General features: G+C 66.4%; 27 protein-coding genes and 1 tRNA gene. 16 read left to right on the top strand and 12 right to left on the bottom strand.

Translation table 11 applies throughout. From position 1 onward, the window contains the following. The 4 genes from QOU61_RS10630 to QOU61_RS10615 all read right to left on the bottom strand — a co-directional run bounded on the left by QOU61_RS10630 (nucleotide 1) and on the right by QOU61_RS10615 (nucleotide 3,630). Nucleotides 1–1,221, bottom strand: a complete 1,221-nt coding sequence (locus QOU61_RS10630; protein WP_289658178.1) for a cyclic nucleotide-gated ion channel — start codon at nucleotides 1,219–1,221, stop codon at nucleotides 1–3. A 36-nt stretch (nucleotides 1,222–1,257) separates the two neighbouring features. Further along, nucleotides 1,258–1,473, bottom strand: coding sequence for a YgaP family membrane protein (locus QOU61_RS10625; RefSeq protein WP_289658176.1), 216 nt, complete (start codon nucleotides 1,471–1,473; stop codon nucleotides 1,258–1,260). A 119-nt stretch (nucleotides 1,474–1,592) separates the two neighbouring features. Next, complete coding sequence (fixJ, locus tag QOU61_RS10620; protein ID WP_289658174.1) at nucleotides 1,593–2,201, bottom strand: response regulator FixJ; 609 nt, start codon at nucleotides 2,199–2,201, stop codon at nucleotides 1,593–1,595. Then, a complete protein-coding gene (locus QOU61_RS10615) occupies nucleotides 2,191–3,630 on the bottom strand; it encodes a PAS domain S-box protein (protein ID WP_289658172.1) in 1,440 nt (479 codons plus the stop codon). The genes fixJ and QOU61_RS10615 overlap by 11 nt, the downstream gene beginning before the upstream one ends. Nucleotides 3,631–3,787: 157 nt before the next feature. Between QOU61_RS10615 and QOU61_RS10610 the strand changes: the two genes are divergently transcribed. After that, nucleotides 3,788–3,955: a hypothetical protein gene (locus QOU61_RS10610; protein WP_289662321.1), complete on the top strand. Its 168-nt coding sequence runs from the start codon at nucleotides 3,788–3,790 to the stop codon at nucleotides 3,953–3,955. Between the two features lie 12 nt (nucleotides 3,956–3,967). Here QOU61_RS10610 and QOU61_RS10605 read toward each other — a convergent pair whose 3' ends face one another. From QOU61_RS10605 to QOU61_RS10595, 3 genes are all read right to left on the bottom strand, one after another. Then, nucleotides 3,968–4,165: a hypothetical protein gene (locus QOU61_RS10605; protein WP_289658170.1), complete on the bottom strand. Its 198-nt coding sequence runs from the start codon at nucleotides 4,163–4,165 to the stop codon at nucleotides 3,968–3,970. Between the two features lie 124 nt (nucleotides 4,166–4,289). Further along, nucleotides 4,290–4,913: a hypothetical protein gene (locus QOU61_RS10600; protein ID WP_289658168.1), complete on the bottom strand. Its 624-nt coding sequence runs from the start codon at nucleotides 4,911–4,913 to the stop codon at nucleotides 4,290–4,292. 182 nt (nucleotides 4,914–5,095) lie between these two features. Continuing rightward, nucleotides 5,096–5,299 (bottom strand): hypothetical protein, encoded by a 204-nt coding sequence (locus tag QOU61_RS10595; RefSeq protein ID WP_289658166.1) that lies wholly within the window; start codon nucleotides 5,297–5,299, stop codon nucleotides 5,096–5,098. 609 nt (nucleotides 5,300–5,908) lie between these two features. Between QOU61_RS10595 and QOU61_RS10590 the strand changes: the two genes are divergently transcribed. Further along, complete coding sequence (locus QOU61_RS10590) at nucleotides 5,909–6,844, top strand: helix-turn-helix domain-containing protein (protein ID WP_289658164.1); 936 nt, start codon at nucleotides 5,909–5,911, stop codon at nucleotides 6,842–6,844. A gap of 180 nt (nucleotides 6,845–7,024) precedes the next feature. On the opposite strand, the gene QOU61_RS10585 is transcribed toward QOU61_RS10590, so the two are convergent. Then, a tRNA-Pro gene (locus tag QOU61_RS10585) sits at nucleotides 7,025–7,101 on the bottom strand. Between the two features lie 68 nt (nucleotides 7,102–7,169). Here QOU61_RS10585 and QOU61_RS10580 point away from each other — a divergent pair. The 4 genes from QOU61_RS10580 to QOU61_RS10565 are packed head-to-tail and all read left to right on the top strand — an operon-like array spanning nucleotide 7,170 to nucleotide 10,649. Beyond that, nucleotides 7,170–8,162: an L-threonylcarbamoyladenylate synthase gene (locus tag QOU61_RS10580; RefSeq protein WP_289658162.1), complete on the top strand. Its 993-nt coding sequence runs from the start codon at nucleotides 7,170–7,172 to the stop codon at nucleotides 8,160–8,162. 14 nt (nucleotides 8,163–8,176) lie between these two features. Further along, a complete protein-coding gene (locus tag QOU61_RS10575) occupies nucleotides 8,177–9,604 on the top strand; it encodes an FAD-binding oxidoreductase (RefSeq protein WP_289658160.1) in 1,428 nt (475 codons plus the stop codon). Further along, nucleotides 9,601–10,050, top strand: a complete 450-nt coding sequence (locus tag QOU61_RS10570; protein ID WP_289658158.1) for a GNAT family acetyltransferase — start codon at nucleotides 9,601–9,603, stop codon at nucleotides 10,048–10,050. The genes QOU61_RS10575 and QOU61_RS10570 overlap by 4 nt, the downstream gene beginning before the upstream one ends. 17 nt (nucleotides 10,051–10,067) lie before the next feature. Beyond that, nucleotides 10,068–10,649: an NUDIX hydrolase gene (locus QOU61_RS10565; RefSeq protein ID WP_289658156.1), complete on the top strand. Its 582-nt coding sequence runs from the start codon at nucleotides 10,068–10,070 to the stop codon at nucleotides 10,647–10,649. A gap of 15 nt (nucleotides 10,650–10,664) precedes the next feature. On the opposite strand, the gene QOU61_RS10560 is transcribed toward QOU61_RS10565, so the two are convergent. Continuing rightward, on the bottom strand, nucleotides 10,665–11,426 hold the full coding sequence (locus tag QOU61_RS10560; protein ID WP_289658155.1) for an SOS response-associated peptidase: 762 nt from the start codon (nucleotides 11,424–11,426) through the stop codon (nucleotides 10,665–10,667). 60 nt (nucleotides 11,427–11,486) lie between these two features. On the opposite strand from QOU61_RS10560, the gene QOU61_RS10555 reads away from it, so the two are divergent. The 4 genes from QOU61_RS10555 to QOU61_RS10540 all read left to right on the top strand — a co-directional run bounded on the left by QOU61_RS10555 (nucleotide 11,487) and on the right by QOU61_RS10540 (nucleotide 13,567). After that, a complete protein-coding gene (locus QOU61_RS10555) occupies nucleotides 11,487–11,999 on the top strand; it encodes a hypothetical protein (protein ID WP_289658153.1) in 513 nt (170 codons plus the stop codon). Between the two features lie 244 nt (nucleotides 12,000–12,243). Continuing rightward, nucleotides 12,244–12,669, top strand: coding sequence for an NUDIX hydrolase (locus tag QOU61_RS10550; protein WP_289658150.1), 426 nt, complete (start codon nucleotides 12,244–12,246; stop codon nucleotides 12,667–12,669). Nucleotides 12,670–12,726: 57 nt separating this feature from the next. Then, complete coding sequence (locus tag QOU61_RS10545; protein WP_289658148.1) at nucleotides 12,727–13,104, top strand: TIGR02301 family protein; 378 nt, start codon at nucleotides 12,727–12,729, stop codon at nucleotides 13,102–13,104. 199 nt (nucleotides 13,105–13,303) lie between these two features. Further along, the gene (locus tag QOU61_RS10540) at nucleotides 13,304–13,567 is read left to right on the top strand and encodes a hypothetical protein (protein WP_289658147.1); all 264 of its coding nucleotides are present in this window, start codon (nucleotides 13,304–13,306) and stop codon (nucleotides 13,565–13,567) included. Between the two features lie 128 nt (nucleotides 13,568–13,695). Here the strand turns inward: QOU61_RS10540 and QOU61_RS10535 are convergent, their stop codons facing one another. Continuing rightward, nucleotides 13,696–15,030, bottom strand: coding sequence for a dihydroorotase (locus QOU61_RS10535; protein ID WP_289658146.1), 1,335 nt, complete (start codon nucleotides 15,028–15,030; stop codon nucleotides 13,696–13,698). Nucleotides 15,031–15,154: 124 nt separating this feature from the next. Here QOU61_RS10535 and ygfZ point away from each other — a divergent pair, with 124 nt between their 5' ends. The 6 genes from ygfZ (at nucleotide 15,155) to QOU61_RS10505 (ending at nucleotide 21,679) form a co-directional block, all read left to right on the top strand. Beyond that, nucleotides 15,155–16,036, top strand: a complete 882-nt coding sequence (ygfZ, locus tag QOU61_RS10530) for a CAF17-like 4Fe-4S cluster assembly/insertion protein YgfZ (RefSeq protein ID WP_289658145.1) — start codon at nucleotides 15,155–15,157, stop codon at nucleotides 16,034–16,036. Then, nucleotides 16,033–16,659 carry a DNA-3-methyladenine glycosylase I gene (locus QOU61_RS10525; protein ID WP_289658144.1) on the top strand — a complete coding sequence of 209 codons (627 nt, stop codon included), beginning with the start codon at nucleotides 16,033–16,035 and terminating at the stop codon, nucleotides 16,657–16,659. The genes ygfZ and QOU61_RS10525 overlap by 4 nt, the downstream gene beginning before the upstream one ends. Continuing rightward, entirely contained in the window at nucleotides 16,656–17,267 is a 612-nt protein-coding gene (locus QOU61_RS10520) for a YfbR-like 5'-deoxynucleotidase (RefSeq protein ID WP_289658143.1), read from the top strand. Before QOU61_RS10525 ends, QOU61_RS10520 begins: the two co-directional genes overlap by 4 nt. Before the next feature lie 57 nt (nucleotides 17,268–17,324). Then, the gene (locus tag QOU61_RS10515) at nucleotides 17,325–17,831 is read left to right on the top strand and encodes a tyrosine phosphatase family protein (protein WP_289658142.1); all 507 of its coding nucleotides are present in this window, start codon (nucleotides 17,325–17,327) and stop codon (nucleotides 17,829–17,831) included. Nucleotides 17,832–17,859: 28 nt separating this feature from the next. Further along, nucleotides 17,860–18,828, top strand: coding sequence for an NUDIX hydrolase (locus QOU61_RS10510; RefSeq protein WP_289658141.1), 969 nt, complete (start codon nucleotides 17,860–17,862; stop codon nucleotides 18,826–18,828). Between the two features lie 166 nt (nucleotides 18,829–18,994). After that, entirely contained in the window at nucleotides 18,995–21,679 is a 2,685-nt protein-coding gene (locus QOU61_RS10505) for a DUF2339 domain-containing protein (RefSeq protein WP_289658140.1), read from the top strand. Between the two features lie 3 nt (nucleotides 21,680–21,682). Here the strand turns inward: QOU61_RS10505 and QOU61_RS10500 are convergent, their stop codons facing one another. Continuing rightward, nucleotides 21,683–21,805, bottom strand: a complete 123-nt coding sequence (locus tag QOU61_RS10500; protein ID WP_289658139.1) for a hypothetical protein — start codon at nucleotides 21,803–21,805, stop codon at nucleotides 21,683–21,685. A gap of 108 nt (nucleotides 21,806–21,913) precedes the next feature. After that, nucleotides 21,914–22,147 carry a DUF6894 family protein gene (locus tag QOU61_RS10495; protein ID WP_289658138.1) on the bottom strand — a complete coding sequence of 78 codons (234 nt, stop codon included), beginning with the start codon at nucleotides 22,145–22,147 and terminating at the stop codon, nucleotides 21,914–21,916. Between the last annotated feature and the right edge of the window lie 132 nt (nucleotides 22,148–22,279).

Genomic DNA, 22,279 nt, shown 5'->3' with positions numbered 1-22,279 from the left:
TCAGGCGGCCGGGTTTGCGGGCAGTTCCGTGGCGAGAATGTCGCCCGCCGCCTTTTCGAAGTCACTGCCCAGGCGCGTGCGCGCCGCATCCCAGACGCGGGCCGCAATCTGGGGCTCCCGGTCCATCAGGCTGCGCAGATCGGAGGCATCGAGCGCGAGCAGGCGGGTCGGCCGCAGCGCGATCACGGTTGCCGAACGCCGCGACTGACGCAGCGCTGCGACTTCCCCGAAGAAATCGCCCTCGCCGAGCTGCACGTGACCGTGGCGAAGCTTGATTTCGACCGCGCCGTCCACGATCAGGTACATCGAATGGGCCGCCTCGCCACGGCGGGCGATGATCGTTCCCTTCTCCGCCTTCTGCGCGCGCAACAGCTTCATCACGTCGGCGATCTGGGTCGCGTTCAGCTCGCTGAACAGCGGAATCCGCGCCACCAGGCTCCAGGTGACGACAAACTCCCTGCGATGAACCTCGTTGGCGAAGGCCGTCGCCACGATGCCGACGGGCAAGGCGACCATCAGTATCCCGACGAAGATGGTCGCGCCTGCCAGCAGCCGGCCGGCCGGCGTCACCGGGACGACATCGCCATAGCCGACGGTGCCGAGCGTCACGATCGCCCACCACATGGCATCGGGGATGGTGCCGAACTTGTCAGGCTGCGCCGTGCCTTCGACGAGGTGCATCAGCGCCGCCGCGACCAGCGTCGCGCCGAACAGGATCACGAAACAGCCGACCAGGGCGCGCCGCTCGGTGTAGAGCGCCTCGAGCAGCGAGCGCATCGCCGGCGAATAGCGCGTGAGCTTGAAGAAGCGCGCGAGCCGCAGCACCAGCAGCACCTTGAAATCGGCTGCAATGACGAAGGACAGCCAGAACGGCAGCACCGCGGCCAGATCGATCAGCCCGGCCGGGCTCACGACGAAAGCGAGGCGAGCCCGGATCGCGCCGAGACGGCGCCACGGCGGCTGCTCGATCGCGGTCCATAGCCGCGCCAGGTATTCGATGGAAAAGACGGCGAGTGCGAGATATTCGATCGCCTCGAACAGGCCGCCATAGGTCGCCGCGAGCCGCGGCACGCTCTCCAGGATGGTCGCCGCCAGCGTCACCACGATCAGCCCGATCAGCGTCAGATTGACGCCCACGCCGAGCCGGCCCGCGCCCGGGCCGGGATCAAGAATGCCGTATAGTCGCTGCCGAAGCCGGGCCAGCCGACGAAGGCGAAACACGGAAGACTCCACCCTTGGACGATCGCAGCCTGCTTCCTAAGCCGAGCGGTCCAGTCGCCCGGCCGTGTTCATGCCGAGCAGAGCGTAGAGCGGGCAGTACCGCAACAGGCCGGTCACGAATAGATAGATCGCGATCAGGGCGGTCAAGGCGGAGGCCGGCATCAGCGCGCCATCCTTCACCAGGAAGGCGAACAGCGCGAAGCCGAGCAGTGTGCGGATCGCCTGGTCGAGAATTCCGATATTGCGGGACATGGTGACGTCTCCCGGTTGATCGTGCAGGCATCCTGCGACACCGCGGGCAAGCCTGCCTTGATCCTGGTCAACCGCGAGCGCGCCGGCGGCCACAGGGTGCGGCCAGGGAAGGATGCCGCTCACAGGCCCGCCGCCAGCGCGATCCGCATCAGCTCGGACATGCTGCGCACGCCGGTCTTGGCCATCAGGTTGGCGCGATAGACTTCCACGGTACGCGGGCTGATGTTGAGGTCATGCGCGATCACCTTGTTGATCTTTCCGGCAACCAGGCCCTGCAGCACATCGCGCTCTCGTGGCGACAGCTCGGCCAGACGCGCCTCGGCTTCCTTGCGCGCATTGCTGTCGCCCTGCGCGACGGGACGCGCCTCCAGCGCGGCACGGATCGCGCCGAGCAGGGCCTCGTCATCGAACGGCTTCTCGATGAAATCGGCGGCGCCCGCCTTCATCGCCTCGACCGCGAGTGCGACGTCGCCGTGTCCGGTGATCAGGATCACCGCACAGGTCGCCCCTTCGCTCCTGAGCTTGCGCACCAGCTCGATGCCGTTCATGCCCGGCATGCGGATATCCGAGACGATGCAATCGAGCGCGCCGGGCGCCGAGCGCGCCACGAAGGCGTCCGCGGAATCGTAGACCTGCGGTTTGAAGCCGTTGACGTCGAGCAGGAACGCCAGCGAGTCGCGCATCGCCGCATCGTCGTCGACAATATGGATGACGGTCTTATCGCTCATGGCCTGCCTCCGGCTCGGCGAAGGGTACGGTGAATTCGAAGATCGTTCCGCCGCCCCCGTTCGGGCCGGCGGAAATCCGTCCGCCGTGGGCCTCGATGATGGTGCGGCAGATTGAGAGGCCGACGCCCATTCCGTTGGGCTTGCTGGTCACGAAGGGCTGGAACAGGTGCTTGGCGATCTCGGGACTGATTCCGGTGCCCGTGTCGGCAACCGAGACGCACGCGAAGGCGCCCTGGCGCGACACCACCACGGTGAGCTCCCTGCGGCGCGTGGTTTCCATCGCCTCCACCGCATTCCTGATCAGGTTGAGCGCGACCTGCTGGATCTGGATCTTGTCGACCACGACCTCGGGAAGATCGTGGTCGCAGCGCAACACCACACGCACGCCCTGCTCCCTGGCGCCGACCAGAGCGAGCGCCGCCGCCTCCTCGACGAGCACGGCGGGATCTTCCAGGCTGTGCTGGGTTTCGCCCTTGGCGACGAACTCGCGCAGCCGCTTGATGATGTCGCCGGCACGCAGCGCCTGATCGGCGCTTCGCTCGATCGCCTCGCGGACGCGGGCCTTGTCGGGTTGATCGGCCTTCAGCAGCGTCGCGGCGCCGCGCAGATAGCTGGTGATGGCCGACAACGGCTGGTTCAGCTCATGCGCGAGGGAAGAGGCCATTTCCCCCATCGCGGTCAGCCGGGACACATGGACGAGCTCCGACTGCAGCTCCTGCATGCGCCGCTCCTGCGTCCGCCGCTCCGTCAGGTCGCGGACGAAGCCCGTGAAGAACCGCTCGGTGCCGACGCGAGCCTCGCCGACCGCCAATTCCATCGGGAAGGTCGAGCCGTCCTTGCGCTCGCCGACGACGATGCGTCCGATGCCGATGATCCGCCGTTCCCCGGTCTTGTGGTACCGATCGAGGTAGCTGTCATGCTCGTCGCGGTAGGGGGTCGGCATCAGGATCGACACATTCTTTCCGATCACCTCCTCCGCCGACCAGCCGAACAGCCGTTCGGCGGTGACGCTGAAGGAGCGCATGATGCCGCGATCGTCGATCACGATGACCGCTTCCGGCACGGTGTCGAGGATCGACTGCAGATGCACCTGGCGGTAACGCGATTCCTCCGTCTCCCGCAAAAGCCGGTCGCCGATGAAGCCCAGGATCGGCCCGAGCACGGCAAAGAAGGCGACATCGATCAGGTTGGCGGGCTCGCCGAGGCTGCCGCCCAGGAAGAAGGCCGTAATGCCGAGGCACAGCACGCTCGCCAGAATCGCGGGACCCCGGCCGCCCGCGAACGCGGCAAAGGCGACGACCGGAACGAAAATGACCGTGAAGGCCCGCCCTTCGAAATAGGGCTGCAGCATCAGGCGAAACAGGAAAGCGAGCGCGGCCGCCCCCGCGGCCGAACCGTAGCGAAACCAGACGCGACCCTGCTCCGTCATTTCCCTAATCCGCCGCGCATCATGGGACTCTGTCGCAGACGACCCGATCAAGCGCCGGAAATCAATAGTTTGGGCCAATCGGCGGCGCGGCCGGTTGTCCCCTTTTGTCGCTTTTGGAATTGTGCCAGATAGCACCAGTTGTCTCAGATGCGAAGGCGTGGCCATGGACAAGACTGTGGCGGATCTGAATATCGCGCACTTCAGGAAGCTGCTCGAAACCGAGACGGATGCGGCCAAGCGGGAGACGATCCAGCGACTTCTTGCAGAGGAAGAAGCCAAGCTGGCGCAGCCGCGCGCGACCCCTCCGCAGGACAAGCAGCGCTAATCTGATCGCTGGCTATTGGGACGCCCAGGGGCGCCAATGCGTCGGGCTGACCACAATCCGTTCACGGGTCGCGACCTTGACCCAGCCGTCCGGCGCGCGCCGGCAGGCAAACACCAGCGCATGGATGAGATCCCCTTCGATCACGGCGACCTCGAGATCCGGCCCGAACGGAGCCGTCGAGATCGGTTGCCATATCGCCTGATCATTCATGCCGTCTCGCATGCCGCTTTCGCCAGTTCGTAAAGACATTCAGGCTAGGCGGCCGGCAACTGGCGCGCGTTGACCTAGGTCAAACAGAACCTGGGTCAAGAGACTTGGGTCAAGAGAACTTGGGTCAGCGGAATTTGGCGGCCGGGCCAAGCTCCACAAGGGCCCCTGCGCCTGCCGATGTGGCGATCGGAGGTCTGGCAAAGCCCGCGCTGATCCTGCCCGCAACGGTGATCTCCAGCCCCTGCTGATAGCGCTGCAGCACGGTCTTGCGGTCGAAACTGCCCTTCAGGCTGATCAACTGCACCGAGGCGACGACCTGCTCGACGATCTCGCCATCGCGCCCGAACGGCAGCAGGAGCCGCTCGCAGTCCACCCGATGGCCGGCGATATCGAGGGTGGAGAGAATGCTGAAGACCGCACATCGGCTGTCTACGCACTCGTTCGCTGTCTCCAACACGAACGGCCGGAGGCAGTCGGGAACCACCGTATCCAGCGTTCTCCCGACCCAGCTGGCATTGAATGCTTCCGCGAGATAGCGGCCCTGATAGCAAGCGCGGAACCGGCGTGTGCCGCCGTCATGTTCGACGTTCCAGATGATCAACTGCGCAGGATCATGAAGCCCCGCATCGGGATGAAAACCGGAAAGAGCCGGAAAACGGCGGCCCCGTGCGAGCTCGTTCCATTCCAGCAACAGGCTGCGCTGAGTGATCGACTTGATCGCCTGCGGCGATAGCGCCTCAAAATGCATCTCTGGGCCAGGCGTGAATGCCAACTGCAAGCCGCGCAGAGGCGTGCTTTCGGATTTGTCCTGCTCCGATATGCCGGGCTTGCGGAAAATGGCCGACTAAAAGACCTATCGGAATTGCGCCACGCCCGAAAAAAGACGGGCGCCTTGCCGTCGCGAAATTGATGAAGGATCAGGCCCGGTGACTAGGCCCGCCAGATCCGCCAATGCGTCGGGTAGATCAGCACGGGCTCGTTGGACCACACGTTGAGCCAGCTGCCCGAGATGCGGCGGCAGGGAAAGTGGAAGGGCATCACGCCGCCCTTCCCGGCGACGCCGACCTGCAGGTCGCAATTTTCCGGTGCGATCGCGATCGGCAGCCACCGGCATCTGAAGTCGTCGTCAGGCATATGCGTCATTTGTCGGACGGTCGCGCGCGCGCCTTGATTTTGCTCAAAACTCGGACAGCGCCCTCCAATCCGCTCCTCCCCCGCGCGAGACGATGCCTGCGGGCCTGCACGATCGGCCCCGCCGACGGACGACGGATTTCCGCCGCCCCCTATTCCTTGTCCGAGATCAACACCGCGTCTGTGCGATCCCTCACAAAGACGAAAACACAGCAACGTGAGCGGGCGCCGAGGTGGTCCAGCGCGCTGGCTCCAAAGCGATCCTTTTGCCGGTGCGACCGGCAGTTTCACCTGCGCCGGCCGGCCCCTGGACCCCGCCTGGATCCCGGATTGCGCGACGACACTGGCAAGGCATTGGCCGTTGATCGTCAGCCCGGCAGGCGTTGCTCGCTGCGAGCGAGGCAACTCCCTTGCGGTAACCAGATGATATTATCCTCATCATGCTTTGCAGCGCGGTTAAGCCGGCTATCGGAATTATGCCGGAGCATGCGATCTGCGCCACCGTGTTAATGCGGGTTGCGCCACCGTGCTAATACGGGATGGCGCTGGGAGGCTGATCTTAGGATTGTTCGGTTATTCGAATCGTCATTGATCCATGCCCGTCGTAAGCCAATGCCGTTTCAGGGTTTGAAAGCGACGTCGGCCCTCAATCTGGTGCACTTCCGGAGCGTGGACGAATTCCAGTCGGCGAAGCAGCTCGGCAATGCCCATAACATTCCCTTGAGCGGACACTGCGACTCGGCGCGCGCTGACCTTGCCTTGCCGTCATGCCGCCTCATCGTCCAGCGCACATTTCCCCGCATCCTGGAGGCGCACTACAGGACGGGCGGAAAACTGCTCTTCATGCCGCTCGCCGATTCAATCGATGCGCGCGTGAACGGCATGCAGGTGGACGCCCAGTCGATCATGACGATCTGCGGCACACCGGTCTGTCAGGTCTTCGAGCCGCGCGCCAACCTCTTCGCCATCATCGACCTGGACCCGGCCGTTTCCGACCGCGCGGGACCTGCCGCCGACGACCGCACCCAGCTCCTTCGCAGTGAAAATCCCGCGGCGATGCAGTCATTCCGCGTCGTCACAAGGGAAATTCTCGCCTTCGCTTCCTCAACCGAGAGCCCAACCGCCACGATGTTGCGGCATGTCGAGGAGACGCTGCTCGCTGCGCTCGATGCGGTCATGGCTCCGATCGCGCCGACCGCATTGCCCGGGCACTTTCAGCGCTACCTGACGATCGTGCGGCGCATGGAGGACTATCTCGCCGCAAACCCATCGAGCAATATCTACGGCGCGGACCTGGTCCGGGCCTGCGATGTCCCGCTGCGGACGCTGCAAACCGCGACGCGCGCAGTAAGAGGCATGAGCGTTCACCGTTATCTGCGCTTGCGACGGCTGTGGTCGGTGAGGCGGACGCTCTCGCTCGGCCGGCCCAACACGAAAATTTCGGACGTGGCGCGCGCCAATGGCTTTTGGCACATGGGCGAATTCGCAACCGCCTACCGCATGACGTTCGGCGAGACCGCCTCGACCACGCTGGCGCGAAACAGCTGAGTGCTTTGGGGGACCTTCTGCTGGCTGGGTTCCAAGTCGGGACCTGGCGCGAATCGGCGAGGCCGAAGCGCGAGGCCCAGGAGAATCGGCCCATCGATTCCAGGTATCCCGACCAGCGCCAATGTCATGGCGCATTTCATTGCGCGGCCGGACCAACGAAACTATAAGTGCTTGAAATAATGGTCGGAGTGGCAGGATTCGAACCTGCGACCCCTGCGTCCCGAACGCAGTGCTCTACCGGGCTGAGCCACACTCCGACTGACGGGCGGCTTATAGCCTCGGGTTTCGGCCACCGCAAGAAGCGGATGCAAGGACGTCTATTCCGGTGAATGTGGGTCTGAAAACGCAGATTCTGGCCTCGGGCGGGGCCGCTGTGGCAGCTGCCGCGCGGATCCTGGCCCAAGGCGGCCTGGTCGCGTTCCCGACCGAGACGGTCTACGGGCTCGGGGCCGACGCCGGCAATGCCGATGCGGTCGCCCGCCTCTACGAGGCCAAGGGCCGCCCTGCCTTCAACCCCCTGATCGCCCATGTCGGCGACCGGGCGGACGCCGAGCGGATCGCCCGGTTCGATGCGACCGCGCGGGCGCTGGCGCAAGCCTTCTGGCCGGGCCCGCTCACGCTGGTGCTGCCCAAGGCGGCCGGCGCCGCGGTTTCTGATCTCGCGACCGCCGGCCTCGACACCGTTGCCATCCGCGTGCCGGCCCATCCGCTTGCCCGCGACATCCTGCGCGCACTCGGCCGGCCGGTCGTTGCCCCCTCAGCAAACCTCTCCGGTCATGTCTCGCCCACCACGGCGGCCCATGTGCAGGCCGATCTCGACGGGCGGATCGACCTGATCGTCGACGGGGGAGCGGTCGCGGTCGGCGTCGAGTCCACCATCGTAGGCTGCTTCGAGACGCCGATGCTGCTGCGGCCGGGCGGCCTGCCGCGCGAAGCGATCGAGCGGGTGCTGGGCTGCCAACTCGCCCAGCCGCCGGCGGATGCGGACCATGATACCAGCAAGCCTTTGGCACCGGGCATGCTGAGCTCGCACTACGCGCCGCGCACCCGCGTGCGGCTCGACGCAGCGCGCATCGAGCCGGGCGAAGCGCTGCTGGCGTTCGGCGCGGCGATACCTGAGGGCGCCGAGCGCGCCAGCGCCGTCATGAACCTGTCGCCACGCGGCGACGTCACCGAAGCCGCGACCCATCTTTTCGGCTATCTTCGGGCGCTGGATGCGAAGGCTGCGCGCACGATCGCGGTGATGCCGATTCCCCATGAGGGGCTCGGCGAAGCCATCAATGACCGGCTGCGCCGCGCGGCCGTGGGACGGGAATGACCGGGAAGACAACAATGAATATCGCAAAGCCCGCTGTGCCGCCGCTTGACCCCCAGCTGATCGAGAAGTTCCGCGCCATCGTCGGCGCCAAATACGCCGTCACCGACCAGACCGACATCGAGCCTTACGTCACCGAGGAGCGCGACCTGTTCCATGGCCGCTCGCCGCTGGTGCTGCGGCCGGCCTCGACCGCGGAAGTCGCCGCGATCTGCAAGCTCGCAAGCGAGCATGGAATCGCGCTCGTTCCGCAGGGCGGCAACACCGGCCTCGTCGGCGGGCAGACCCCGCACAATGGCGAGGTCGTGGTCTCGCTGCGCCGCATGGACAAAATCCGCGAGGTCGATGCCCCCTCCAACACCATGACCTGCGAGGCCGGCGTGGTGCTGCAGGTCGCGCAACAGCGCGCCGCGGACGCCGACCGGCTGTTCCCGCTGTCGCTGGGCGCCGAAGGCAGCTGCACCATCGGCGGCAACCTTTCCACCAACGCCGGCGGCACGGCGGCGCTCGCCTATGGCGTGGCGCGCGAGATGGCGCTGGGGCTGGAGGTGGTGCTCGCCGACGGGCGCGTCTTGAACCTTCTCTCCAAGCTGAAGAAGGACAACACCGGCTACGACCTGCGCAACCTCTTCATCGGCGCCGAGGGCACGCTCGGCATCATCACCGCGGCGACGCTAAAGCTGTTTCCGAAGCCGCGCGCGATCGAGACCGCCTTTGTCGGGCTTGCCTCGCCCGCGCAGGCGCTGAAGCTGCTGTCGATCGCGCAAGTCGAGGCCGCGGGCACGCTGACAAGCTTCGAGCTGCTTTCCGAGGTCGCGGTCGATTTCTCGATCCGCCACGGCATCGACATCCGCGATCCGCTCGAAGCCAAGCATCGCTGGTACGTGCTGATGGAATTGTCGTCGCCGCGCGACGACGCGCGCGACACGCTGGAAACGATCCTGGGCAAGGGCCTGGATCACGGCATCATCGACGATGCCGCGATCGCGGCGAATTTGAGCCAGCGCCAGGCGTTCTGGAAGCTGCGCGACGAGATGTCGGCGGCGCAGAAGCCGGAAGGCGGCTCGATCAAGCACGACATCTCGGTCCCCGTGGCGGCCGTCCCCGACTTCATCGCGGAGGCCGATGCCGCGGTCGTGAAGCTGATCCCCGGCGCGCGGCCGGTGCCGTTCGGCCATCTCGGCGACGGCAACCTCCACTACAATGTCAGCCAGCCGGTCGGCGGCAACGCTGCCGATTTCCTGGCCCGCTGGCACGAGGTCAACGCGGTCGTGTTCGAGATCGTGCTCCGGATGGGCGGCTCGATCTCCGCCGAGCACGGCATTGGCGTGCTCAAGCGCGACGAGCTGCCGGAGGTCAAGGACAAGGTCGCGATCGCGCTGATGCGGCAGATCAAGGCGATGCTCGATCCACTCGGCATCATGAACCCCGGCAAGGTGCTGTGAAGAGCCCCGCGCCTGCGCTGACCATTGCGGCGATCGAGGACCGCGACGTCGCCGACGTCATCGCGCTGTGGCGGCGAAGCGGCCTGATCCGCGAGTGGAACGATCCGGCCGGCGACATCGCGCTGGCGCGGCGCGAGGCCAATGCAACCGTCCTGCTCGGCCGCGAAAACGGCGCGGCTGTCGCCTCCGTTTTGGTGGGCCATGACGGACACCGCGGCTGGGTCTACTATGTCAGCGTCGATCCCGATCACCGCCACAAGGGCCTCGGTCGCGCCATCATGCGTGCGGCAGAGGACTGGCTGCAGGCGCGCGGCATCGCAAAACTGCAATTGATGGTCCGCGGCGACAATGCGCAGGTCCATGCCTTCTACGAGGCGCTCGGCTATTACGACCAGAAACGCGTCACCTTCGCGAAATGGCTCGACGGCCGCGAGCCGACGCCGTAGACCGCAATGAGGCTTTCATGTCCGTCTCCGACCGCATCCGCGTCAAGGACGTCCGCCTGCTCTCCGACAATCACTACACGCTGAAGACCACGACCTTCGAATGGCGGCGCGCCAACGGCGAATGGCAGACCCAGCACCGTGAAACCTATGACCGCGGCAACGGCGCGACGCTGCTGGCGTATAGCCTGGAAAAGCGCACCGTCGTGCTGGTCAAGCAGTTCCGCTATCCGGCCTATGTCAACGGCCATGACGGCCTGCTGATCGAGGCCGCGGCCGGCCTGCTCGACAATGCCGAGCCGGAGGCGCGCATTCGCGCCGAGGCCGAGGAGGAAACCGGCTACCGGCTGCGCGAGGTGCGGAAAGTGTTCGAGGCCTTCATGAGCCCGGGCGCGGTGACCGAGAAGCTGCACTTCTTCGTCGCCGAATATGATCCCTCGATGAAGATCGGCAGCGGCGGCGGCAACCCGGACGAAGGCGAAGACATCGAGGTGCTCGAGCTTGCGATCGACGAGGCGATGGCGATGATCGAGGGCGGCCGCATCGTCGACGCCAAGACCATCATGCTGCTGCAATATGCGGCGCTGAACCTTTTTCCGTGACCCGCACTTTTTCCATTAAAACAAACTGCCCTGCCCGTCATCTGACGCCGTGACCTTGCGCGGCGCAGCCTTCTTCGCAGGTTTTGGTGCCTCTTCTGCAGCCCGCTGCTCGTCGCTGATCGGCAGCACGAGCTGCGGGTCGTCATTGTCGGCATGGTTGACCCGCGTCGAGACCTGATGCCAGGCGAACTCGCCTTCGTGCGATCCCCTGAGCAGCTCCATCACGGCCTCGACGTCATTGCCGCGGCAATCGAGCCAGCGCTCGAACGCATCCGGCGCGATCGTCACGGGAACGCGCGGATGCAGCGTTGCGAGGTCGGCGCTTGCCGGCGCGGTGACGATCGCGACGCTATCGGTCTCTTCGCCGTTCGGCCCCATCCAGCTCTCCGCGAGCGCAGCGAAGCCAACCGGGCGGCCGTCGCGGCGGTGGATGAAGAAGGGCCTTTTGCGGCCATCGGCATCCTGCCATTCGTAATAGCCATCGGCCGGGATCAGGCAGCGCCGCCGCCGCATCGCATATTTGAAGGCGGGCTTGTCCTGCACCGTCTCGGAACGGGCGTTGAACATCAGCGACAGCTTGCGCGGGTCCTTGGTCCAGGCCGGGATCAGCCCCCAGCGCATCAGCCGGAAATGCCGGCCGCCGTTTTCCAGGATCACCACAGGCACAGGCTGCGTCGGCGCGATGTTGTGCCGGGGCGGGAAATTCGGCTGCTCGAGATAGCCGAACAAGAGCCGCAGGGCCTCAGGGGGCGAGGTGATGACGAATCGTCCGCACATTTCCAGCCAAAATAATCACGCGTTCAGGTCCCTTTAACCCCCCCTGTTAACACTGGGCCGATGACCTCGAAAGCCTCCCAGGCCGCCCGACCGGATCACTGGCCACCGCGAACGACAGGCCCCGAAGCGGAAGCACGCGCCGCAGCGCTGCGCGCGGCCAACATCAATCCCCGCACCGGGCTCGCCACCGACTACCTCAATCATTTCAACGAAGCCATCATGCTGCTTGAGATGATCCCGGACATGCCGGAATGCGCCGAGGATTTTCTCAGCTGGTGCCCGCTGTCCTATTGCGAGCATTTCATGGCCTCCCATTTCAGGGCGCGTGAGCTTGCGATCGAGGCCTACGAGACGGCCGATGAGACCGTCCGCACCGAATTCGACAACATCACCTCCACCATGACCTCGATCCTGACCGCGGTCGGCGCCGCGATGCGCGAGGTGAGCCAGGACAGGAGCCGCGCCAGGCTCGCCGAGCAGGCGACCGGCTGGGTCAAGCCGCTGGTGGCGCTCGCCGGCGGCATCATCAATGGCGGCGTCGAAGCCGATGTCGAGACCATCATGGCGAGCTAGCCGCCCTGCGCTTCGCCCGTAGCTTTCGACCTTCTAGTGGAGCGGATTTGACGTTCGCAGCCCATTTGCCGCGATTCCCTCATGCGAACGTCAAATCCAAAGCTCCACTAGCATCAATAATCTGCTAGTGGTCCTTTAAATTCTAACATTCGCAAACGCGCCTCCCCACGTGGGGAGCGAATGTTAGAATTGGACCACTAGCAATCGTGCTACTGGCGCTCTCAAATCCGAAGCCGGAGCCGCCGTGTCGACGCCCATTCCACCGCACCATCCCCAGCTCGCCGTCAGCAGCGCGATCTTTCGCGATGGCAAGGTGCTGCTGCTGCGCCGCGCCCGCTCGCCGGCCAAAGGCTTTTACTCGCTGCCGGGCGGCCGGGTGGAATTCGGCGAATCGCTGCATGCGGCGCTGCACCGGGAGGTGGACGAGGAAACCGGCCTGAAGATCGATATCGTGGGCATTTCCGGCTGGCGCGAGGTGCTGCCGGGTCCAACGGGCGGCGGCCATTACCTGATCATGTCCTTCGCCGCGCGCTGGCACAGCGGGGAACCGGTGCTGAACGAGGAGAACGACGATTTCCGCTGGCTGGCGCCCGATGCGCTTGGCGATCTCAAGGTGACCGGCGGCCTGGCCGAGGTGCTTGGGGTCGCACGGCGTCTGGTGGAAGCCTGAAAGGCCGGTTTCCCGCCTTGCTTACAGCGCATTTGAGGGGCTAAGACGCGAACCGCCATGACGAAATACCTCCTGGCCGCCCTCATCGTCCTGTCTGCCGTGAATCTTGGGCCCGCACGGGCCGAGGACGCGGCGGCGCCGTTCGACGGCGACCTGCAGCGGCTCGCCGAAATCCTCGGCACCCTGCACTACCTGCGCGGCATCTGCGGCAGCAACGAGGGCGGCAAATGGCGCAACGAGATGCAGGCGCTGATCGACGCCGAAACCCCCGCCGGCGACCGCCGCGCCCGCATGATCGCGGGCTTCAACCGCGGCTATAATGGCTTCCAGCAGACCTACCGGACCTGCACCCCGGCCGCGGCCGTTGCGATCCGCCGCTATATCGAGGAGGGATCGCGGATCTCGCGCGATCTCACCGCCCGCTACGCCAACTAGCGTGCCAGCGCGGTCGGCCGGACGCGTCCGCCCGGCCGGACAAGGTGCTGTCGAAGCCGGCTGCTTCGGTATCGGTCGATTGTGTTCGGTGCCGTTAACCTTTCCTAAAGAACTGCTCTAGGCGGCTCGCTCGCGCGTGCTACACGTTGACTGTCAATTGCGCACCGCCCCGGGGCGCACAGTTCGCCTGCTTGCATTCATGAATCATCCCGCCTCCTTCCGCTTCGCCCACAATCCGCTTGCCGACGCCGAGCAGAAGCAGGCCGCGCTCAGCTACCTCAACGAGGCGTGGGCGGAAGCGCGCCACGACGGGGTCGACGGCGACTGCCTGGCGCAGGCAAGCCTGTTCGCCGCGCTTGCCGAGCTCGTCACCACCTATGGCGAGGATGCGGTCGCGAAATTCGTGGAAGGCGTGCCGGCCCGCGTCAACGGCGAGTTTTCCGTCGCGCTGGCGAAGCAGTAACGCAGCCGCCGTCATCGTCCGGCCTGACCGGCGATCCAGAATTCCACCGACGGTTCACTTTCATTCCGACGCCGCGGCGTACCGGATCACCCGCTTTCGCGGGTGATGACAACAATGCGCTGAAACGGTTACGGCTTCAGCGTCTCCAGGAACCGCACCGGCTCACCGGTCGCCGGCGTCACCACCTCACCTTGCCACATCACGCGCCTGCCGCGCACGAAGGTGCCGACCGGCCAGCCGGTGACGCGCAAACCGTCATAGGGCGTCCAACCGGCGCGCGAGGCGACCCAATTGTCGGTGATGGTCTCGCTGCGCTTGAGGTCGACGATCGTGAAGTCGGCGTCGTAGCCCGCGGCGATCCGGCCCTTGCAGGCGATGTTGAACAGCCGCGCCGGCCCGGCGCTGGTCAGGTCGACGAAACGCGCCAGCGACAGCCGGCCGGCATTGACGTGGTCGAGCATGATCGGGACCAGCGTCTGCACGCCGGTCATGCCCGAGGGCGACGCCGGATAGGTCTTCGATTTCTCATCCGCGGTATGCGGCGCGTGATCCGAGCCGAGCACGTCGACGATGCCCTGCTCGATGCCGCGCCAGATCCCCTCCCGGTGATCGGCCGAGCGCACCGGCGGGTTCATCTGCGCGCGCGTCCCCAGCCGCTCGTAGCAGTCGGGCGCGGCCAGCGTCAGGTGGTGCGGCGTCGCCTCGCAGGAAGCGACGTCCTTGTGGTCGCGCAGGAACTCGATCTCCTGCTTGGTCGAGATGTGCAGCACATGGATGCGCTTGCCGCTCTCACGGGCGAGCTTGACCAGCCGCTCGGTCGCGATCAGCGCCGCGGTCTCGTCGCGCCACAGCGGATGCGAGCGCGGATCGCCCTCGACGCGCAGCGGCTTGCGTTCGTTGAGGCGGTATTCATCCTCCGCATGAAAGGCTGCGCGGCGGCGGATCACCTTGAAAATGCGCTTCAGACTCTCGTCGTCCTCGACCAGGAGCGCGCCGGTGGAGGAGCCGATGAACACCTTCACCCCGGCGCAGCCCGGCGCCCGCTCCAGCTCCGGCAGCTCGGCGACGTTGTCGCGGGTGCCGCCGATGAAGAAAGCGAAGTCGCAATGCATGCGATGGCGGCCGGCCTTCACCTTCTCCGTGAACGCGCGCTCGCTGACCGTCAGGGGATCGGTGTTCGGCATTTCGAACACCGCCGTCACCCCACCCATCACGGCGCTGCGCGAACCGGTCTCCAGATCCTCCTTGTGGGTCAGGCCCGGCTCGCGGAAATGCACCTGGGTGTCGATCACCCCGGGCAGGATGTGCAGGCCCTTGCAGTCGATGATCTCGCGCGCTTCGGCGCGGGCCAGCCCGCCGATCTCGGCGATGCGGCCGCCGCTGATGCCGATGTCGCGCACCCCCTCGCCATCCTGGTTGACCACGGTGCCGGATTTTAGAATGGTATCAAACGTTTGAGTCATCACTCCTCGACGCCAGTTTGAGGGAACTGTGCGCGCTGAAAGCCTTGTGGGAGGCACCCTAGCGCCTTACGTTCACGTGCGATATGCGCTACCTCCGTTTCAACAAGAACTTCAAGAGAAACTGATGAAAGCAGCGTTTCTTCCCGACCGCGGGGTGGTCAAGGTCGCAGGCGAGGATGCGCGCAACTTCCTCAACGGCCTCGTCACGACCGACGTGACCAGGCTCGCACCGGGGCTGGCGCGTTTCGGCGCGCTGCTCACCCCGCAAGGCAAGATCATCATCGACTTCCTGATCACGGAAGCGCCCGCCGGCCATGGCGGCGGCTTCCTGCTCGACTGCCCGCGCGCGCTCGCGCAGGGGCTCACCGACAAGCTCCGCTTCTACAAGCTGCGCGCCAAGGTCACGGTCGAAAACCTCTCCGACAGCATGGGGCTGCTGGCGGCCTGGGACGGCAGCTTCGCGATGCGGCCCGACCTCTCCTTCGCCGATCCCCGCGACGCCGCGCTCGGCTGGCGCGTGCTGGTGCCGCAGGAGCTTGCGCAGAAGGTCGCCGACCTGATCGGCGCCGAGCTCGTGGACAGCCAGGCCTACGAGGCGCACCGCATCGCCTGCGGCACGCCGCGCGGCGGGCTCGACTTCATCTATGGCGACGCCTTTCCGCACGAGACCAACATGGACCGCCTTAACGGCGTCGACTTCGACAAGGGCTGCTATGTCGGCCAGGAGGTGGTTTCGCGGATGCAGCATCGCGGCACCGCACGCACCCGCACGGTGAAGATCATCCTCGACGACTTCGCGCCGGAACCGGGCACTGCGATCATGGCCGGCGACAAGCCGGTCGGCACAACAGGCACGACCGCAGGTCCCAACGGCCTCGCGCTGGTGCGGACCGATCGGGTGGCGGATGCGATCGAGGCCGGCATCCCCTTGACCGCGGGCGGGCTCGGCCTTCGCCTTGCCGATCCCGGCTCGATCCGGGCGCCTGAGAAGAAGACCGTCGCATGAGCCGTTCCGCACGACTGCATGCCGACGGCAAGACACGCTGCCCGTGGCCGGGCGAAGATCCGCTCTATGTCGCCTACCACGACACCGAATGGGGCGTGCCCGAATATGACGATCGCGCGCTCTACGAGAAGCTGATCCTCGACGGCTTCCAGGCCGGGCTGTCCTGGATCACGATCCTGCGCAAGCGCGACAATTTCCGCCGCGCCTTCGACGATTTCGAGCCTGCGAAGATCGCGCGCTACAATGCGAAGAAGATCCACGCGCTGATGAACGACGCCGGCATCGTGCGCAACCGCGCCAAGATCGAGGGCACGATCGAAAGCGCGAAGTCGTACCTGAAGATCATGGAGCAAGGCCCGGGCTTCTCGAAGTTCTTGTGGGACTTCCTCGACGGCAAGCCGAAGGTCAACCAGTTCAAGACGACCGCGAGCGTGCCGGCCGCGACCCCACTCTCGGTCAAGGTCTCGAAGGAGCTGTCCGCGCGCGGCTTCAAGTTCGTCGGCCCCACCATCGTCTACGCCTTCATGCAGGCGACCGGCATGGTCAACGACCATCTGGTCAGCTGCTTCTGCCACGAGAGCTGCGCCACCAAGCGGCGCACCCCCCGCCTGCAGGCAAAATGAGAGCGGTGAAGCCATCCGTCGCCGATGCCCGCGCCTGGCAGCGGATGCTGTCGGGCCGCCGGCTCGACCTGCTCGATCCCTCCCCGCTCGACATCGAGGTCGCCGACATCGCCCATGGGCTCGCGCGGGTGGCGCGCTGGAACGGCCAGACCAGCGGCGCGCATATCTTCTCGGTGGCGCAGCATACGCTGCTGGTGGAAGCTGTGATGCGCGAGCAGATGCCGCGGATCGACGCCAGCGTCCGCCTCGCGGCGCTGCTGCATGACGCACCCGAATATGTCATCGGCGACATGATCTCGCCGTTCAAGGCGGTGCTCGGCGGCGACTACAAGGCGGTCGAGAAGCGGCTGCTCTCGGCGATCCATATCCGCTTTGGCCTGCCCGCGGCGCTGCCCGAGGCGATCACGCGACAGATCAAGGAAGCCGACAAGGGCGCCGCCTATCTGGAGGCGACACGGCTCGCGGGATTTGGCGAGGCCGAGGCGAAGCGGCTGTTCGGCCGCGATCCCGGCCTGCCCGAGGCCATGGAGCGCGACTATCTGACGCCCTGGACCGCGGCAAAGGCCGAAAAACGCTTCCTGGCGCGCTTCAAGACGCTGCACGCATAGGTCTGCGGCTTTCACGCCCCGGCGCACGGGCCTATAATCCGCGCCAAAAGGACCGTCATGATTCACGTCTGCTCGCTTGCCGCCCTGCCCGAAACCGTGCGCGCCACCGGCGCCAGCCACGTCCTCACCGTGATGGCCAATGTCGACCAGGTGCAGCGGCCGGTGTCGGTGCTTCCTGCCAATCACCTCAAGGTCTCGATGGACGACATCATCGAGGAGATGGAGGGCTTTGTCGCGCCGAGCCCGGCCCATATCGAGAAGGTGCTGAACTTCGTGCGCGGCTGGGACCGCAGCGCGCCGCTGGTCGTGCATTGCTATGCCGGCATCAGCCGTTCGACCGCGAGCGCCTTTGCCGCGGCCTGCGCACTCAATCCGCGCCGCGACGAGATCACGATCGCGCGCCAGATCCGCGCCGCCTCCCCGATCGCGCAGCCGAACCGCCTGATCGTCAGCCTCGCCGACAAGGCGCTCGGCCGCGAGGGGCGCATGCTGCGGGCGCTGGACGAGATGGGGCCGGCCACGATGACGATCGAGGGCCAGCCGTTCCGCGTCGAACTCGAATAGCGGAGTGGATGCAGATCCGCGCACCCGAATGAGCGACACGCACCTGACGCCGATCGAGATCGGGTTGACCGCGGCGATCGTCGCCATCGAGGACAATGAACCCGCGATCCTGACCGCTGCCGGCGGCGACGGCCTCACCGGCCTGCCGTTCGGCCCGTTCGACGCGGTGTCGCATCGCACCTTCGAGATCGGCCTGCGCGCCTGGGTCGAGGCCCAGGCGGGCTTGCGGCTCGGCTATGTCGAGCAGCTCTACACCTTCGGCGATCGCGGCCGCCATACCGAGCCGGGCGACACCGGCGCACATATCGTCTCCATCGGGTATCTTGCGCTGACCCGGCCGGCCGAGGGCGCGCGCGCGCCGGGTGCCACCTTCGAGCCCTGGTACCGCTTTTTCCCCTGGGAGGATTGGCGCAGCGCCAAGCCCGACATCATCGAGCGCGACATCGTCCCCGAACTCACCCGGTGGGCCGCGCAGGACGAGGCACCGGAGGCGAACCGCGCGCTCGGCCGCAAGGACCGCGTGCGGCTCTATTTCGGCACCGAGGGCGCGCCATGGGACGAGGAACGCGTGCTCGACCGCTACGAGCTGCTTTATGAAGCCGGCCTCGTGGAGGAAGCGCGCCGCGACGGCCGGCCTGCGGCACTGGCGCGCCGCTCATGGCTTCCGCTCGGCGTCTCGATGCGTTTCGACCACCGGCGGGTCCTCGCCACCGCAATCGCCCGGCTGCGCGCCAAGCTGAAATATCGCCCGGTTGTCTTTGAACTTTTGCCTGGCGAGTTCACACTCACCGAATTACAGCACACCGTCGAGGCGATCTCCGGACGTCACCTGCACAAGCAGAACTTCCGCAGGCTGGTGGAGCAAGGCGCGCTGGTCGAACCAACCGGAGTGGTATCGACACAGACAGGGGGACGACCGGCCGCGCTGTTTCGCTTTCGCCGCGAGGTGCTGCAGGAGCGTCCCGCACCGGGCTTGCGCGTGCGCGGCCGGCGCTAGGGCATGATCCGGAAGAGTGTGCAGCGGTTTTTCCGAAAGGATCATGCTCAATCAAAAACCTGAAGCGCGATGGCGATTCAATTTGATCCCATCGCGCTTTAGGATCGCGCTTTGACGAACTGACACGGTGAGCCCTTGAGCTTCGGGCTGACGCCTGGAGAATGCGATGTTTGACTCACCGTTCGACTTCCTCGCGCTGCTGATCGCGATCGTCGCGCTGGCAATTGCGCGCAAGGCGCTCAACCAGGCGGCAAGCCTGCGCGCAAGGCTCGACCAGATCCAGGCGGCATCGACCGCTGCGAGCCCTGCGCCGCCGCCGCTTGCCGCCACGCCGGAATTCCAACAGGCACCCGCGACCGCCTCGCCCAGCATCGCGGCGGAGCCGATGGCTGAAGCCGCGGTTCTCCCTGCCGACGAAGCGCCGCGCGAGAACGGCGGCGAAACCGCCGCGCCGCCGCCGCTCCCGCCGGAGGACGCCGGCTTCGAGGAGCGCCTCGGCACCCGCTGGGTGGTGTGGATCGGCGGGCTGGCGCTTGCGCTCGGCGGTTTCTTCATGGTGCGCTATTCGATCGAGGCGGGGCTGCTCGGCCCCGGCGTGCGGGTCGCACTTGGCGCCTTGTTCGCGCTGGCGCTGCTTGGCGCCGGCGAGTGGACGCGCCGCATCGAACACAGCTCCGGCATCGAGTCGCTGCCGGTCGCCAACATCCCGGCGATCCTCACCGCGGCCGGCACCGCGGTCGCGTTTGCGACGGTCTACGCGGCCTACGCGCTCTATGGCTTCCTCGCGCCGGCGAGCGCCTTCATCCTGCTCGGCCTGGTCGCGCTCGGCACGCTTGCCGCCGCGCTGCTGCACGGGCCGGCGCTCGCCGGCCTCGGCGTCGCGGCTGGTTTCGTCACACCGCTGCTGGTGTCGTCCGACACGCCCGACTATTGGGCGCTCTACATCTACCTTGCGATCGTCACCGCGGCGTCGTTTGGCCTGGCGCGGATCCGCCTCTGGCGCTGGCTCGCCGTGACCACCATCGTGTTTGCGCTGCTCTGGACGGCGCCATGCCTGCCATGCGGACCATCGATGATCGCGCCGCATCTGTTCCATGTGATCGCGGGTTTCATCCTCGCGGCGCTGCTGGTCGTGTCCGGCTTCGCCTTCGGCCCGGAGGCCGGCACGGAGCAGGTCGAACTGATCCCGTCAGGCGCGCTCGCCGCCTATCTGCTCGGCGCGACCGCGATCGTGCTCGCCAGCCATCACGCCGATGCCGCCATGACCGGCTTTGCGCTCCTGGTGATCGCAACAATCGCGACCGCCTGGCGCGCGCCGTCGGCGGCGGGCGCGCTGGGTGCTGCCGCGATCCTCGTCTTCGTCGTGTTCGCCGAGTGGGTGGTGCGCAGCAATCCCGATCTCCTGGTGCTGCCGGGCGGCCCGATACCCGGCATCGGTCCCGCCGCGACGGACGGATCGGTGTCGCTGCACCTCGTCACCGCCGCGATCTTCGCGATCGGCTTCGGCGTGACAGGCTTTCTGGCGCAGCGCCGCTTTTCTGCCGCGCGCCTGACGACGCGCTGGGCCGCGGTGGCAACCTTCACCCCGCTTGCGCTCCTGATCGCGCTTTATGCCCGCATCGCCCATCTCGACCGCTCGATTCCGTTTGCGATCCTCGCGGTGCTGCTGGCGGCCGCATTCGGCGCAGCGACCGAATTCCTGACGCGGCGGGAGGAGCGCCCCGCCCAGTCGGTCGGCATCGCGCTGTTTGCAACCGCAACGCTCGGCGCGCTGGCGCTGGCGCTGACCTTCGCGCTGGAAAAGGGCTGGCTCAGTATCGCGCTGGCGCTGACCTCTGCCGGCGCGGCCTGGATTTCGCTCAGGCGGCCGATCCCGTTCCTGCGCGCGCTGGCTGCGATCATGGCCGGCATCGTCACGTTGCGGATCGGCTACGAGCCGCGGATCGCAGGCGACGCCGTCGGCACGACGCCGATCTTCAACTGGCTGTTGTGGGGCTATGGCGTGCCGGCGGCATCGTTCTGGGTGGGCAGCCATTTGCTGCGGCGACGCGGCGACGACGCGCCGCTGCGCGCGGTGGAAGCGGCCGCGATCCTGTTCACGGTGCTGCTCGCCTTCCTGGAGATCCGTCACGTCCTCAATGGCGGCGACATCTATCGCATCGAGCCCCACCTCGGCGAGATCGCGCTGCAGGTCTGCACGGCGCTGGCCATGGCGATAGGGCTCGAGCGCCTCAGGCTCCGCAGCGGAAGCATCGTGCACAATGTCGGCGCAGTGCTGCTGACCGTCTTTGCCGGGCTCGCCACCATCTTCGGATTGATGCTGCTGGAGACGCCGATCCTCTGGCCGATCGATGTCGGCGGACCCGTCCTCAACCTTCTGCTGCTCGGCTATGCCCTGCCCGCGCTGCTTGCGCTGCTGCTGTCCTATGCGGTCGCCGGTCACCGCCCGGCCGCCTACGCCAACACCGTCGCCGCGTTCGCGCTGGTGCTCGCGCTTGCCTATGTCTCGTTCGAAATTCGCAGGCTCTACCACGGCCCGGTCATCAGCCGCGGCCCGACCACCGGCGCCGAGCAATACAGCTACTCGATCGCGTGGCTGCTGTTCGGCGTGCTGCTGCTTGGCATCGGCATGCTGGCTAATTCGCAGCGCGCGCGGCTGGCATCGGCCGCGGTGATCGCGCTGACGATCGCGAAAGCCTTCCTGATCGACATGTCGACGCTGACCGGGTTTTACCGTGCGCTGTCGTTCATGTGCCTCGGCGTGGTGCTGGTGGCGATCGGCTGGATCTACCGGCGCGTCCTGTTTCGCAGGCAGGCGCCGCCGCAGCCGATCGCGCAGCAAGGCGAGTGACGCTCACGCCGCCCGCACTGACGCCAGGAACTTGCCGACTTCGAGCTTGAGGCGGCTCGAATCGCCCGACAGCGTGCGCGCCGCCGAGAACACCTGCGAGGACGCCGATCCGGTTTCGGTGGGCAAATGCCCAAGCGACGCGCAGCCGATGCGCGGGCATGGCTTCGCCCGCGGCGAGGCGCGCGCGATCGAAACGATGCTTTCAACGATGAGGTCGGACGGACGGCGCGTCCGTCAGTCGAGCGTGTCCGCGGTCAGACGGATGCAGAAAACGGGCTTCCGTCGCTCGTCGAGCATTTCCATGCGCCATTCGGAGTTCGGTCTCAGCCCGCGGGAAATGCCGCTGAGCAGGTTGCTGCAGACCGCGGTCATCTCGGTCCAGGCGGCCTCGCGGCTGTCGAACTCGAAGGGCTGGTCGGAGGCGCCCGAGTAGCGACCCTGGCTGATCCGAAAGAAATAAAGCGCCATTGGGTTCAGTCCGTGGGTTCGCTCGCCGCCGCGGGCGGCCGAAGCTCGCACAAACTGAGTGACTAGTCCCTACCAACCAGCAAAAGGAATCCCCCGTAAGACTACGGGCGGGCGGACGGCCGGACTGACGGG

The organism is Bradyrhizobium sp. NP1, from assembly GCF_030378205.1.
Taxonomy (GTDB): Bacteria; Pseudomonadota; Alphaproteobacteria; order Rhizobiales; family Xanthobacteraceae; genus Bradyrhizobium.
Note: the sequence above shows the minus strand (reverse complement) of the source record. Positions and strands in the feature narration are given on the sequence as shown.